This is a genomic window from Xanthomonas sp. NCPPB 4037, from assembly GCF_041475695.2.
Taxonomy (GTDB): Bacteria; Pseudomonadota; Gammaproteobacteria; order Xanthomonadales; family Xanthomonadaceae; genus Xanthomonas; species Xanthomonas campestris.
In genome coordinates this window covers 795048-809303 of sequence record NZ_CM191261.1, presented here as the reverse complement: position 1 = coordinate 809303, position 14256 = coordinate 795048, and the positions used below count along the sequence as shown (strand labels likewise).

General features: G+C 62.5%; 12 protein-coding genes. 1 reads left to right on the top strand and 11 read right to left on the bottom strand.

The features are described 5' to 3' along the window. Window positions 1-31 precede the first annotated feature (31 nt). From ACCQ01_RS03615 to ACCQ01_RS03575, 9 genes are all read right to left on the bottom strand, one after another. Window positions 32-2320 carry a methyltransferase domain-containing protein gene (locus tag ACCQ01_RS03615; RefSeq protein WP_228431478.1) on the bottom strand — a complete coding sequence of 763 codons (2289 nt, stop codon included), beginning with the start codon at window positions 2318-2320 and terminating at the stop codon, window positions 32-34. Window positions 2321-2359: 39 nt separating this feature from the next. Continuing rightward, entirely contained in the window at window positions 2360-3646 is a 1287-nt protein-coding gene (locus tag ACCQ01_RS03610) for an ABC transporter ATP-binding protein (RefSeq protein ID WP_228431477.1), read from the bottom strand. Next, window positions 3643-4428, bottom strand: coding sequence for an ABC transporter permease (locus ACCQ01_RS03605; protein WP_043922091.1), 786 nt, complete (start codon window positions 4426-4428; stop codon window positions 3643-3645). Before ACCQ01_RS03605 ends, ACCQ01_RS03610 begins: the two co-directional genes overlap by 4 nt. A gap of 92 nt (window positions 4429-4520) precedes the next feature. Beyond that, the gene (locus ACCQ01_RS03600) at window positions 4521-5900 is read right to left on the bottom strand and encodes a glycosyltransferase family 4 protein (RefSeq protein ID WP_372358855.1); all 1380 of its coding nucleotides are present in this window, start codon (window positions 5898-5900) and stop codon (window positions 4521-4523) included. After that, window positions 5897-7096, bottom strand: a complete 1200-nt coding sequence (locus ACCQ01_RS03595) for a cystathionine gamma-synthase (protein WP_228431475.1) — start codon at window positions 7094-7096, stop codon at window positions 5897-5899. The genes ACCQ01_RS03600 and ACCQ01_RS03595 overlap by 4 nt, the downstream gene beginning before the upstream one ends. A gap of 93 nt (window positions 7097-7189) precedes the next feature. Next, a complete protein-coding gene (locus ACCQ01_RS03590; protein ID WP_011035841.1) occupies window positions 7190-8560 on the bottom strand; it encodes a pyridoxal-phosphate dependent enzyme in 1371 nt (456 codons plus the stop codon). Between the two features lie 231 nt (window positions 8561-8791). Then, on the bottom strand, window positions 8792-9010 hold the full coding sequence (locus tag ACCQ01_RS03585; protein ID WP_019237985.1) for an HP1242/YdcH family protein: 219 nt from the start codon (window positions 9008-9010) through the stop codon (window positions 8792-8794). A 341-nt stretch (window positions 9011-9351) separates the two neighbouring features. Continuing rightward, complete coding sequence (locus tag ACCQ01_RS03580) at window positions 9352-10242, bottom strand: coiled-coil domain-containing protein (RefSeq protein WP_228431474.1); 891 nt, start codon at window positions 10240-10242, stop codon at window positions 9352-9354. Next, window positions 10239-10622, bottom strand: a complete 384-nt coding sequence (locus ACCQ01_RS03575) for a DUF4398 domain-containing protein (RefSeq protein ID WP_011035838.1) — start codon at window positions 10620-10622, stop codon at window positions 10239-10241. The genes ACCQ01_RS03580 and ACCQ01_RS03575 overlap by 4 nt, the downstream gene beginning before the upstream one ends. Window positions 10623-10720: 98 nt before the next feature. Between ACCQ01_RS03575 and ACCQ01_RS03570 the strand changes: the two genes are divergently transcribed. Continuing rightward, window positions 10721-11854, top strand: coding sequence for a PilT/PilU family type 4a pilus ATPase (locus tag ACCQ01_RS03570; protein ID WP_115000054.1), 1134 nt, complete (start codon window positions 10721-10723; stop codon window positions 11852-11854). A 518-nt stretch (window positions 11855-12372) separates the two neighbouring features. On the opposite strand, the gene maiA is transcribed toward ACCQ01_RS03570, so the two are convergent. Both maiA and ACCQ01_RS03560 read right to left on the bottom strand, forming a co-directional pair. Further along, window positions 12373-13035, bottom strand: coding sequence for a maleylacetoacetate isomerase (maiA, locus tag ACCQ01_RS03565; protein WP_115000049.1), 663 nt, complete (start codon window positions 13033-13035; stop codon window positions 12373-12375). Window positions 13036-13078: 43 nt separating this feature from the next. Then, window positions 13079-14068, bottom strand: a complete 990-nt coding sequence (locus ACCQ01_RS03560) for a fumarylacetoacetate hydrolase family protein (RefSeq protein WP_228431473.1) — start codon at window positions 14066-14068, stop codon at window positions 13079-13081. Window positions 14069-14256: the final 188 nt, after the last annotated feature.

The window sequence follows — 14256 nt, the reverse complement described above, 5'->3', positions numbered from 1 at the left end:
TGTCCTTGCCGGTACATGGCAATCCCTGTCCTTATTTCTTCGATTTCCTGATCCGGCTACCCAACTGATCCAGCGCTGCCAGCTGCTTGTCGATGGCCACATCGGCGGGCGTTACCACCTCATCCTCCGCAAGCACAGGCTCTGTGCGCTCCAGCCGCTGCGGTGCATGAACCACGAGAGGTCCGCCACGCTTGGTCACCTTCATGGTGACCCATCTCAAAGGTGCTGTCACACGCCATGAGCGGCTCGTATGAAGCTCTCCGATCTGGCCCTCCAGCATATCCACTGCCAACTCAAGTTCACGAATGCGGCTACGTGCGTCCTCGAGGGCCTGCAAGCGATGGGACAGATCCAGCTGCAGCTCCTTCACCCTGCGTGCGTCCGCGGCGCCGGCAGTCTCCGACCTATTGACGCGCTGAACCAGAGAAACAATTTTCGCCTGCAGTTCGTCGATGGTTGACTGCTGCTGCGTGTTGACGCGCTCCATCTCCGACATGCTGACCTGCATACCATCGCGCTCTTCGACCAGTCGACTGAGGTCAGCGGCAAGCAGTTCCGACAGTTCACGAACGCGTTGACGCTCTTCCAGCTCGGACTCGAGCACCGAAATCTGCGAGACGAGCCTTGCGTTCTCGGCCTCCCGATCGGCCATGCCCTTGTTGAGCTGTTTCTCCCTGTCCTCGGCTTCGGCAGTGCGCTTTTCCAGATCTTTTGCCCACTCCTGCAGTTCGCTACTCACCTTTTCCAGATCGCGGTAGCGGTTATCGGCCGTCTCTGCTTCCAGCTGAAGGGTTGCAAGTTTGTCCTGGGCCTGCTGAGCACCCACCTGCAGGCGCTCAATCAAGGATGCGCGTGCCGCAAGCTCAACACGGTCATGCTCGTTCTGCGTATAGAGGGCGCCAAGGCGCGTGTTGTAGCTCAGCAACGCCTGTTGCATGTGGCTGTAAAGCGATGTCCACTCGGGCGCATGCAATGCAACCGGTTCAGAGCGCGCCAGGCACTCTTGCAGCTCTGCAAACGTCCAGCGTGCCTGGTCTCCCCCAAATGCCTGGATGAAGGCATTGCGATAACGAGGAGGAAGCGTCATGAAGTCCAAAGCCGGCTCCCGACCGGGACTGGCCGGAACAATGCGACGTTGCAGGATCTCCTTGATCGTAATCAGGAAGGACAACAACAAGTCGCCAAGCCAGGAGCAATCGGTGGCTTCGGCAGAAATGGCGCCGTAGTCGATCAGAATGGCCTTGCCTTCCTGCGAAATCAGAACATTCCAGCAACGCACGTCATTGTGATAAAGACCCACGCGCTCGAGCATTACCAATTGCTCAAGCAATTCGGACACTACTTTGTCCGGATCGTAGGGCGAGCCGTCGTCGATCAACTCCGAAAGCAGGCGTCCGCTGGACATCTCCCTGACGAGGAACAAATCCGATGCATCGTCCAAGGCCGCAATCAGCCGTGGTACGGGATACGATGCAGGAGGATTTCTGAGAAACTCGACCTCGTTATTGAATTCCTGCCAATTGATTTCGGCGCGCCCACCGATGCCCATCGTCATTTTCTTGACGAACACCTTGTCGCCGAAATAATAGCGCCTGCTGTACTGGTGCGTTCCGCGTCCATAGGCATGCGACTCGCCCGACCAGGAACTGAACCTGCCGACAGCCTCGCCCACGTACCAGAACTTGCTGCTGGCAAAGTACAGCGGCCTGGAAATAGAAGACAAGTGAGTTGCCTGCCTCGCCAGCAATCTGGTGAAAGCATAATCGGTCAACAACTCTGCGGGGTCGTGCGGCAGCGACGGCCCCCAATACAGGGGTTCCTCACGCAATGCCAGCTCGAAGATCCCGGCGTCGGTGACCTCGGAGAGCTTGCGGCATAATCCCGCCACCCGCGCAATTCCCTGGGAATGCACAAGATGATGGAAGACACTCAGCCCCAGGACAAGGTCGTACTGGTCTGGATCAAGCCGCGCGATAACATCTTCCACGGTCCCGTGCTCGAATGACGCAGCGAACGTCGGGTGCTCCTGGGCCAACGCCTGACACACATCGACATTGAGATCCAGAAAATCCACACCGTGGACCTGATGCCCCTCGGCCGCCAGGCTCAATGAAAAAAATCCCTGGGCGCAGCCGAGATCCAGCACCCGCAGTGGGCGACCAAGCTCTCCCTGGAGCCTTTGCGCACATTCGCGAATCAGCACAAACCTGTCTTCGCAGCCGCGCGAACTTCCCTCCGAAAGCTCGGGGTGTCCGAAAATCGGCTGATATTTCTCAGGAAGAGCGGCCACGCGCGCGCCAAGATGCATTGTTTCAGTCATGACTGATGTTCTCTGATGTGATGGTAGATCCTGACGCCGTCATGACAACGCTTCTACGATTTCGAAATCGGCCTTGAGGTCCATCATCCCCCAGAATTGCATCCCTCTTGCGACGTTCAGCACGATGGCGTCGTAACGACGATCCAGCGGCGTCAATTCCACAAGCGGGTCACCACTGGAAATGCCGAGCGAGACCAGATAGTTCGCTTCATTGAGGTCGAGAGGCATGCTGAACTTGCAGACGATGACCTGTCCCGCTTTTACCGAAATCCCGGACCGCCCCTCACTGGAAAGGAAGGAGTTGGTGCCGTAGAGGAATAGACCCTCGAGGGTTTTAATCAAAAACCCGGGCACTACACTGTCAAAATCCTGATCGAAGGTGATCTTGACGTAAAACACCGTCCTGGCACCGCTCTCTACGCGAGCAGGAAACTCCTCCCCGCCGCTGACAACGACATAATCGAGTATTCGCGCACCGCCCTGCCCCCAGCGATGTTCACCGGCATTGTAGTAAGGGCGCGTATGAAAGATATCCTCATCGCCAGCGTGCATCTGGCCTGGTGCATCGTCGGCCTGTACCTGAAGCGATGCAGGCTTCTTGCCGAACAACTCGTCCAGATAAAGGTTGGAGACCTCACGCGAGGGCCCATCGGCATGCACGCTACCGTCCTTGATCAAAATGGCACGATCGCAGTGTTTGACGACATCTCCGACCGCGTGACTGACGAGGATGAGCGTCATGCCCTCGTCCTTGTAAGACTGGATGCGCTTGAAGCACTTCGCCTGAAAATACGCATCGCCCACCGACAATGCTTCGTCGACGATGAGTACATCGGGCCGAAATGCGGTGGCCACCGCAAACGCGACGCGCACCTGCATACCGCTTGAGTAGGTGCGTACCGGCTCATCGAAGTACTCTCCGATCTCGGCAAACTCCTGTATCTCGGGCAATACCTTGTCGATTTGTTCCAATGTGTAACCCATGAGCCCGGCAGAATGTCTGGCATTCTCCCGGCCACTCAGGTCCGGATTGAAACCCATGCCGAGCTCGAGAATCGCGGCGATACGGCCATGCCGGATGATGCGTCCTTCGGTAGGTTGCGAGGTACCGGTGATCAGCTTGAGCAATGTGCTCTTTCCGGCACCATTGCGCCCCATGATCCCGATCGACTCACCCGGAGCGACCGAAAACCCGACATTCCGCAGAACCCAGTGCTCCTCTCGCGGCTTGACCTTCAACCCGAACCAGCTGGCAGCGCGTAGCCACTCGCTACCCCAGACACGGTAGGACTTCCCAAGCCCCTCAACCATCAACACAGGGCTCATAGGGCATCCACCATTTCGGCACTCGCGCGGCGAAAAACGACCAACGACAGGACACACAGGACGAGGGTCGCCAGCATGAGCGGGACAAGCTCGATCCACTCCGGGGAACGCCCGTAAAGAAGTACTCCCTGATAAGCGCTGACAAGCGGGAACAGCGGATTGAGCTTGAAGAGTTCCTGGGTCTGCGCGGGAAGGATATCGATGGTGTAAACGATAGGCGTCACCCAGAACATTGCCTGCAGAACGACCGGCACGACCTGCCCGATGTCACGCACGAAGACATTTAAGACGCCGAGCAGCAATCCGATCGACATCGCGAAAGCCAACGTCAGCAGCATCAGCAACGGCAGCCAGGCTGCCTGCGGGCCCAAGGTGTGCCCCAGAATCGCGAACACGATGATGATTGCCAGGAACAGCAGCAGGTTGTTCACCATGACGGTGCCGCCAGCAATGAGTGGGAGACATATCCGCGGGAAGGCCTGCTTCTTCATCAGATTGCCGTTATCCACGAACAATGAAACACACTTGCCAATGCATTCGGCAAACAGGGTCCAGCAAAGCGTTCCGGCCATCAGATACAGGGCGTAAGCAAACTTGTTATTGACGCCTGGCAGCTTCGCGGCCAGCACCTCGGAAAGAATCGTCGCAAAGATCAGCACCTGCATGAGCGGGTGGATGATCATCCACAATGCGCCGAGTTTGCTGCGCAGGAAGCGCAGACGCAGGTCATTCCTGATCGACGACAGGATGAAGTATCGGAAGGCCCATACGGACCGGATCATGTCCAACGTTGCTACCTCTGAAAGTGTTCACTACCTTGGTGAAGCGGGGTACCCATATCGCTACATCACAGGATCGACAAAACCAGTCGCCGTCAGTGCGTTGACGCGACCACCTTCGCAGCCCTTGCCAGCAGGTGCTCCGCTACGCTTCGGGGAGCAAGCCTTGTGCAGATATCGGCCCTGGCTGCTTCGCCCAGCCGCCGCGCCTGTAACGGGTCGTCCGCAAGCCGACGCATCGCAGCTGCGGCAGATGCGATGCTCGGCTCTGCCCAGCGCGCGCCATCCGACTCCGGATATCGCCCCGCAACCGGCACCAGGTCGTAGTCTACGAGGCAGGAGTTGCTGTCCGTCATGAACTCCATGTTGCCCGACCAGCCCGTTGCAATGACCGGCTTACCGAGTGACATGCACTCGGCAAGCCCCAACCCGAAGCCTTCGGCCCGATGCAGCGATACATATACGTCACAGCATCGCTGCAGCGCGCGCACATGCCTCCTGTCGATCACCTCGTCCCGCAGCAGAATCCGCTTGTCAGCCGCGACCAGGCTCAGGAGTTCCGCCATCTGTTCGGGGTACATGTGCCCATTGCTCGACTTCACGACCAGACGCACATCGTTGCGATCGTCGGGAAACGCATGCCTGAATGCATTGACCACGGCCTGGGGATTTTTCCTGGCCACGAAGGAGTGGAAATCAAAAGTGAAAAGAAAGACGAAGGTTTGCGGGTCCAGCCCGAAGTCCTGTCTCTGCAAGCCGCTATCAGGCTGGTCAGACAGCGGCAGCGGAAGTCGCATGATCGGTTTGTCGGTCACGCTGCGGAACGCATCCTCGATGAATCGTGAGGCCACCATGATCTCGTCCACCAGCGCAATGGCACTCAGCCAACTTGGCGGAATCACTTCAAGCTCCCAGAACCAGCACGCAATGACGTAATGCCCGTCCATGTGGGCCCGGCCGATCTTCTCGAACGCGGCTTGGAGGTAGTCGGGGTTGACGAAGACGACGGTGACCTGGTGCGGCATGCGCTGGTCGATGAGACCATCCAGACTCCGGTCGTCCCAGGAGTGCGCAAGCCCCATGTCCAGGTCATACAACGACAGGGGAACGCCCGCGCTGATCAGCGCACGTGCATACATCCTTGCGCTCTCCGCCAGCCCGAATTCGCCACGGAGATAGCCGACAATGTTGATCCCCACCGATGGAATCCGGGTGACGGAAAAATCAGCGTCCATCGGCAAGGAAGCGTCAGCGCCTTTCGCGCGCAGCTCCCAGGCGGCGGTGCGCTGAAACCGCGTTTGAACCAAAGAGCGGGCTGACAGCGTGGAAGAGACGCGGTCGCGCCAACGCTGCGGGAAAACGCGATAGATACGCTGCAACCAGGACTGTTGGCGTACCCACGACTGCAGGCGAAGGCCGGCCAGCCCGCTCCGCCAATACGCGAACACGTCCTGTCGTTGCGGCGACGCAGTCATGAAGAACGAGACGCCTCAAGGGCACGCTCCAAATCCCCCCGCAAATCCCCCACATCCTCAACCCCCACACTCAGCCGCACCAGCGCATCGCTGATGCCAAGCTGTTCGCGGCGGGCCACGGGAATTGAGGCATGGGTCATGACGGCGGGATGATTGACCAAACTTTCCACGCCGCCCAGCGATTCGGCCAGGGTGAACAGTTCGGTCTTTTCGCAGAAACGCTTGGCTGCCTCGAAGCCGCCCTTGAGGACGATCGAGACGATGCCGCCGAAGCCGGACATCTGCTGCTTGGCGAGTGCGTGCTGCGGGTGCGAGGCCAGGCCTGGGTAGATCACTTTTTCGATCGCCGGGTGGGTCTCCAGCCACTGCGCCAGGGCCAGCGCGTTTTCGCAGTGCGCGCGCATGCGCAGCGGCAGGGTCTTGAGCCCGCGCAGGGCCAGGAAGCTGTCGAACGGGCCTTGTACGCCGCCGATCGAGTTCTGCAGGAAGGCCATCTGTTCGGCGAGGTCGGCGTTTTCGCCGACCACGGCGATGCCGCCCACCATGTCCGAGTGGCCGTTGAGGTATTTGGTGGCCGAATGCACCACCAGGTCGGCGCCCAGCTCCAGCGGGCGCTGCAGCATCGGCGAGGCGAAGGTGTTGTCCACCACCACCAGCAGGCCGTGCTTGCGCGCGATCGCCGCAATGGCGGCGATGTCGATCAGCTTGAGCATCGGGTTGGTCGGGGTTTCGATCCAGACCATCTTGGTGATCGGGCGGATCGCGGCCTCGAACGCGGCCGGGTCGGTGAGGTCGACGAAACTGAAGTCCAGGCCGGCGGTGCGGCGACGCACACGCTCGAACAGGCGGAACGAGCCGCCGTACAGGTCATCGGTCGCCACCACGTGGCTGCCGGCGTCCAGCAATTCCATCACCGTGGAGGTCGCGGCCATGCCGGAGGCGAAGGCAAACCCGCGGGTGCCGCCTTCCAGCACGGCAACACAGCGTTCGTAGGCAAAACGCGTGGGGTTGTGGGTCCGCGAGTACTCAAAGCCCTGATGCTCGCCCGGGCTGGACTGCGCATAGGTGGACGTCGCGTAGATCGGTGGCATCACCGCCCCGGTGCTGGGGTCCGGCGACTGTCCACCATGGATCGCCAGCGTTGCGAGCGACAGCGCGCGCTCGCCATCGTGGCTGTTTGCGGTGCGGTTGGACATGGAGGTTCCCGGAAAAAGTGGCGGATTGTAGCAAGCAGGCCTGAATGGCCCATGCCGTGCGTCTCATGCGAGCACGCACGGCGGCGGCACGCATTACTGCACGCGGCGGCGCAGGTAGTTGAGCAGGTCGATACGGGTAATCAGGCCCAGGAACTGGTTGCCGTCCATGACGATGGCGACCTGGCCGCGATCGAACACCGGCAGCAGCGCTTCGATCGGCGAGGCCACGTCCAGACGGTCGAGCTTGCTGACCATTGCAGTGGAGATCGGGTCGCGGAACCGTGCTTCGTCGCCATACACATGCAGCAGCACATCGCTCTCATCGACGATGCCGACCAGCTCGCCATTATCGATCACCGGCAACTGCGAGACGTCGTACAGCTTCATGCGCTGGTAGGCGGTGGTCAGCAGGTCCTTGGGACCCACCACCACGGTGTCGCGCTTGTTGTACGGGCGCAGGATCAGGTCACGCAGGTCGCCGTGTTGTTCGCGCTCCAGGAAGCCGTTGTCCAGCATCCAGTAGTCGTTGTACATCTTCGACAGGTACTTGTTGCCGGTATCGCAGACGAACACCAGCACGCGCTTGGGCGTGGTCTGCTCGCGGCAGTACTTCAGCGCTGCGGCCAGCAGCGTGCCAGTGGACGAGCCGCCGAGGATGCCCTCCTTGGCCAGCAGCTCGCGCGCGGTGTGGAAGCTTTCCGCATCGCTGATCGAATAGGCCTTCTTGACCCGCGAGAAATCGGAGATATCCGGCAGGAAGTCCTCGCCGATGCCTTCGACCAACCAGCTGCCAGACTTCTCGCTCACCGTACCCTCTTCGATGTACTGGGTCAGGATCGAGCCCACCGGATCGGCCAGCACCAGCTCGGTCTGCGGCGAAGCGGTGGCGAAGGCGCGCGACAGGCCGGTCATGGTGCCGGAGCTGCCGCAGCCGAACACGATCGCGTCCAGCTGGCCATCCATCTGCGCCAGGATTTCCGGCCCGGTACCGAACTCATGCGCGGCCGGGTTGTCCGGGTTGCCGAACTGATTGATGAAGTAGGCGCCCGGGGTCTCCGAGGCGATCTTGGCGGCCAGGTCCTGGTAATACTCCGGGTGCCCCTTGGCCACGTCCGAGCGGGTCAGCACCACATCGGCGCCCATCGCCTTGAGATTGAAGATCTTCTCGCGGCTCATCTTGTCCGGCACCACCAGGATCAAGCGGTAGCCCTTCTGCTGCGCGACCAGCGCCAGGCCCAGGCCAGTGTTGCCGGCCGTGCCTTCCACCAGGGTGGCGCCGGGCTTCAGGTCGCCGCGCTGCTCGGCCGCTTCGATCATCGACAAGCCGATGCGGTCCTTGATCGAGCCGCCCGGATTGGATGCCTCCAGCTTGAGGAACAGTTCGCAGACACCGGTGTCCAGGCGCTGGGCCTTGACGATCGGCGTATTGCCAATCAGTTCGAGTACGGAGGAATGGATCGCCATCGGGATATCGTCGCTGCGCCGCGCGGGCTAGACCGGTCATTATCCGACGAACCGCCGGGGAATGCTCATTCAGGCAGAAAGCGATTGAGCGCGCCGATGAACACGGGTGTAAATCCGACGCCCTGCCCTGCAACGAGCGGCTGCCAGAAAAGGCGACGCGGACGGTGGCAAGCCGACGAGGAGGCCGCCACCGCCCGCGACGGTGAACTTGTTCTTAGCGGTGGGAGAGGATCAGTGCGTGAGTTGGTCGTACATCCGGGTGAGTTTCTCTTTGGCCTGCAATTTCTCGCGTTTCATCTGGCCTAAGGTCACGTCGTCGATCGGGAGCACCCCGAGTTCGGCATCCATGCATTTCTTGTTCAAGAGCTTGTGCCGTTGGTAGAGCTGCTTGAACTCGGGATCGGACTTCATCAATGCGTCGATTTCGGTCTGCGGTTGCCCTTCGAACATGGCGTTACCTCCTTCACTTAAAACAAGAACGCCCCGGCCAGCGAAGGCACGGGGCGCAGCTTGGGGATGGAAGACCAACGCGTTGCAAAGGCCGACAAATGGGCGGAACCACCACCAACCATTCCACCGTGTTGCGTCGCTGCGTGCCTCTGCGTCACTGGCCCGGCCCTCCGTACTTTTCCAGGCGGCGGAGTTGCTGCCTGGAGGTACGACCCTACGCCGGTCGCGGGGGGCGTTCAAGGCCGAAACGGCTGCTTTTGCCGTTCCCCGCGTCAATCAGTGACCGCGGTTCAACCGGGCGTCATCCGCCGGTTAAAAGACCTTAACTTCAACCACTTGGCCTACGGCAGCACAACGACCTCAGCCGCACGCGACTTGCTGGCGGCGCCCTTGGTGCCACTGACCTGCAAGCGCGCGGCGGCAACGCCACCGGCGACCAGGGCATCGCGAAGCGCTTCGGCACGCTTCTTGGCCGTGGCCGCGTCGCTGTCGTAGCCGACGATGGTGACCCGGCCCTTCTTGCCGATCTGCAGGTACTCGGCCAGGGCTTTGGCCTGCCCGGACCCGGCACCGGCCAGAGCCGTCTTGCCGCCAAAGGCGTCGCTGCCGAGCGAGAACACTTCGCCGCGGCCATCGACCTTGGACGACGGCAGCTTGGCCCCGGCCACCAGTTCGGCCTCTTCGTGGGCGAGCTGCAGGGCCTTTTGCTGGGCCGCGTTGAGCTTGGCGGTCTGCTTGCCGGCCACGCTGGTCAGGGCCAGCTCGGCATCCTGGCGCGCCAGGGTTTCCTGCTCGGCCGCCTGGCGCATGCGCTCGGCTTCCTCGGCCTGGATCTGCGCCTGCACCCGCAGGCGTTCGGCCTCCTGCCGGGCGCGGGAGGCATCGCGACGGCTGGCTTCGATCAGCAAGTCGTTGCGGGTGCCTTCCAGACGGTCCAGCTCGCGCCGGGCCAGTGCGGTGCGGGCGGTGAGCTCGGCAATCTCGACCCGGCGGTCGGCCAGGAACACCAGCTCATCGCGGTCGCGGCGCTTGGCTTCGGCCAGGGCCGCCACGGTCTGTTGCGCCTGCAGGCGCTCGTAGCGGGCCAGGTCACTGGTCTGCGGACCGTTCTGCAACACAGCCAGCCGGCGGTTGAGCGCATCGGCCTGCGGGTCGTCCTTGGCCGCCATCGCCAGCGACGGCAGCGTGGCCAGGCTCAGCACACCGATATAGAGGAAGGGACGCAGTTTCATCGGCCGCCCTCCCCGGTGTTGAGGCTGTTCTGCAGTTGCGCCACTTCCTTGCGGCGTTGCTCCAGCTGGGCGCTGACCACCGCCTCTTCGCTGCGTGCCTTGGCCAGGTCGGCATCGGCGGCGGCGCGCAGGGCGATCTGTGGCACCTGCTTGCGCTGGCGCTTGTCCAGTTGCGCCTGCTGGGCCTGCATCAGTTCCTGGCGGGCCAGATTGACCAGATCAGGGGCGTATTGGTCGGCATCGGCCTGGGTGGCGCGTTGCACGGCCTGTTCGGCGGCAGTGAGCTCCGGCGCCACCTGGGCGGCGGCGGGAGCGGAGAGAACCATGAAACAGGCGATGCCATACAGGGATCGCCGCAAGTATGCGAAGCTAGCCGTCATTAGGGGAGCCGTAGCGAGAAGTCTCGAGCACGGCCATTGTCGGAAGCCTGCGGCGGACTTGCAACGAGACGCTGCTGTTTGTTGGGGAACCATTGCGCATGGATATCGGCTACTTCCTGAAGCTGATGACCGAAAAGAATGCCTCGGACATGTTCTTGACCACCGGCGCGCCGGTGTACATCAAGATCGAAGGCAAGCTTTACCCGCTCGGCAATACGGGGTTGCCGCCGGGGATGGTCAAGAAAATCGCTTACTCATTGATGGACGAAGGCCAGGTGCCGCAGTTCGAGCGCGAGCTGGAACTCAACATGGCCATCGCCCTGCCCGACGCCGGGCGCTTCCGCGTGAACGTGTTCAAGCAGCGCGGCGAAGTGGGCATGGTGATCCGTGCCATCCGCAGCCGGATCCCGAGCATCGAGGAGCTCAACCTGCCGCAGGTGCTCAAGGACGTCATCATGACCCCGCGCGGGCTGGTGCTGGTGGTTGGTTCGACCGGCTCGGGCAAGTCGACCTCGCTGGCCTCGATGATCGACCACCGCAACAGCACCACGACCGGGCACATCCTCACCATCGAGGACCCGATCGAGTACCTGCACAAGCACAAGATGTCGATCGTGAACCAGCGCGAGGTGGGCCTGGACACGCACGCCTTCCAGAGCGCGCTGAAGAACGCGATGCGCGAGGCGCCCGACGTGATCCTGATCGGCGAGATCCTGGACGCCGAAACCATGGAGGCGGCGATCGCCTTCGCCGAAACCGGTCACCTGTGCCTGGCGACGCTGCACTCCAACAACGCCGACCAGACCATCGAGCGCATCCTCAACTTCTTCCCGGAAAGTGCGCACAAGAACGTGCTGATGAACCTGGCGCTGAATTTGCGCGCGGTGGTGTCCCAGCGCCTGGTCAAAGGCCTGGACGGGCGCCGCCGCCCGGCCACCGAGGTGCTGCTCAACACGCCGATGATCCGCGACCTGCTACGTCGCGGGCAGGTGCACGAGGTCAAGCAGGCAATGGAGGAGTCGCTGGAAGAAGGCATGCAGACCTTCGACCAGTGCCTGTTCCGGATGGTCAAGACCGGCGAGATCGAGCAGGAGGAAGCGCTGCGCGCGGCCGACTCGCGCGACGGCCTGGCGCTGAAATTCCGTCTTTCCGAAGGCGGCTCCGGCGAGCACGATCCGTATGCCGACTACGAGTCGGCCTCGGCGCCGAAGATCAGCCATGGGTTTATTTAGAACGACCAACAAAATGTAGCGTGCGCCTGCCTGGCGGTGAGCGCAGTGGTTTTATTGGTCGCATCTTGCTGGATGCAGTGAGAAGTCCAGAGCAAAACGCCTGGTCGGTCGAGGGCGCGGTGCCCTCACCGCTCGCGGGACACGCCGTGAATCCTTCCGTGGAGGCTCAGTGGCGGCATCCATGCCGCCACATGGTCCCGCGAGCGGCGAGGACACCGCACCAGAAAGTCTGCTGGTTGCTTTGAGAATAGCTACGCGCACCGACCATCTTGACTGGTCCTTGCCCGCCCACCGTCGCGGGACCTTACGCAGCATGGATGCCGCGTAAGGTCCTACACGGACGTACTTGCGGCGTGTCCCGCGATGGTGGGCGGGCAAGGGCCCTGCAGCGCTGCCGCAGATCAGCAACCTGCAGTAGACCGGCGTGAGCATCAGCGGCCGCACGCGCATCGATCGCTCTGCGCCCCCGCATTGCGGAAGGCTGCCCGAACGGCAGATGCGACCGGCATTCTCCGCGTCTAGACTGCCGCGTCAGGCTGCGTTTCCGGCCGCGCCGCATCGAACGCCGGCAGTGCCAGGCAGGCCTGTTCGATCCGCTGCAGCGTCGGATACGGCGCCAACTCCACGGCGAACCGGCGCGCGTTGTAGAGCTGCGGCACCAGCACGCAATCGGCCAGGCCCGGCGTGTCGCCGTGGCAGAACTGCCCGGTATGTGCGTCGCCTGCCAGGTGGGTTTCCAGCGCTGCCAACCCTTGCTGCATCCAGTGCGCAGTCCAGTGATGGCGCTGCGCTGGCGAGACGTCCCAGGTGTGCTCCAGGAACTGGGTGACACGCAGGTTGTTGAGCGGATGCACATCGCAAGCGATCACCTGTGCCAGCGCCCGCACCCGCGCACGCGCGGCGGGGCCGGTCGGCAACAGCGGCGCGCTGTCCGCAAATGCCTCGTCCAGATATTCGAGGATGGCCAGGGACTGCGGGATCACCACCTGCCCGTGCCGCAGCGTCGGCACCAGCTCCTGCGGGTTGAGTTGCGCGTAGGCGGCGGCGTGTTGCTCGCCGCCATCGCGCACCAGATGCACCGGATGCGCGACATAGGCCAGCGCCTTCAGCTGCAGCCCGATGCGTACGCGGTAAGCGGCGCTGGAGCGCCAGTACGAAAACAGCTCCAGGGGCGCGCTCATGCCTGTCCCTGCCCTGCTGCGTGCGTGAACATCGGCACCTGGTTCATGGCAGCGGCTGGCGTTCGACGCGCTGCTCGATCGCCCCAAAGATGCTGTGGCCCTGCGCGTCCATCATCTCGATCCGCACCACATCGCCGAACACCATGAACGGCGTGCTCGGCTTGCCATCGCGCAAGGTCTCCACCACGCGCTGCTCGGCAAAGCAGGAGGCGCCCAAAGATGTGTCCTGGTTGGCGATGGTGCCGGATCCGACAATGGTGCCGGCCGACAATGGACGGGTCTTGGCGGCATGCGCAATCAGCTGGGCAAAGTCGAACTGCATGTCGTGGCCGGCCTCGGGCGCGCCAAACCAGGCGCCGTTGACATGCGTCACCAGCGGCAGATGCACCTTGTTGTCGCGCCACGCCTCGCCCAGCTCGTCGGGGGTGACGAACACCGGCGACAACGCCGAGCGCGGCTTGGACTGCACAAAGCCAAAGCCCTTGGCGAGCTCGGCCGGGATCAGGTTGCGCAGTGAAACATCGTTGACCAGGCCGATCAGCTGGATATGCGCAGCCGCCTGCTCAGGCGAGGCGCCCATCGGCACATCGTCGGTGATGACCACCAATTCGGCTTCCAGATCGATGCCATGGTCTTCGCTGATCACCTTGATGACATCGCGCGGGCCGTAGAAGCCGGCGCTGGTGGCCTGGTACATCAGCGGATCGGTGTAGAAGCTCTCGGGCACTTCAGCGTTGCGCGCGCGGCGCACCCGCTCCACGTGTGGCAGGTAGGCGCTGCCATCGACGAACTCGTAGGCGCGCGGCAGCGGCGCGGCCAGCGCCTGCATGTCCAGCGCAAACACGCCATCGGCGCTGCCATCGTCGAGGGAGTCCGCCAGGGCGTTCAGCCGCGGCGCCACGTTGCTCCAGTCTTCCAGCGCGCGCTGCAGCGTCGGCGCGATGCCGGTAGCGCGCACCGCGCTGGTCAGGTCACGCGAGACCACGATCAAGCAGCCGTCGCGGCCGCCTTCCTTCAGGGAACCTAGCTTCATGACCGTCCTGCGGCTGTGGCTGAAGCACCGATTGTACGACCTGCCGCGCCAGGTGGTTGCAACTGAAACAACTGACCCGTTCCCCAACCGCGATCACACAGTTTTGTGCAGCGCGCCAATCGGGCGTACACTTGCCGGGTCTGCATGCGGCCGTCCGTTTCCCTTAGGGACCGCCGGCGAGGCCAGGA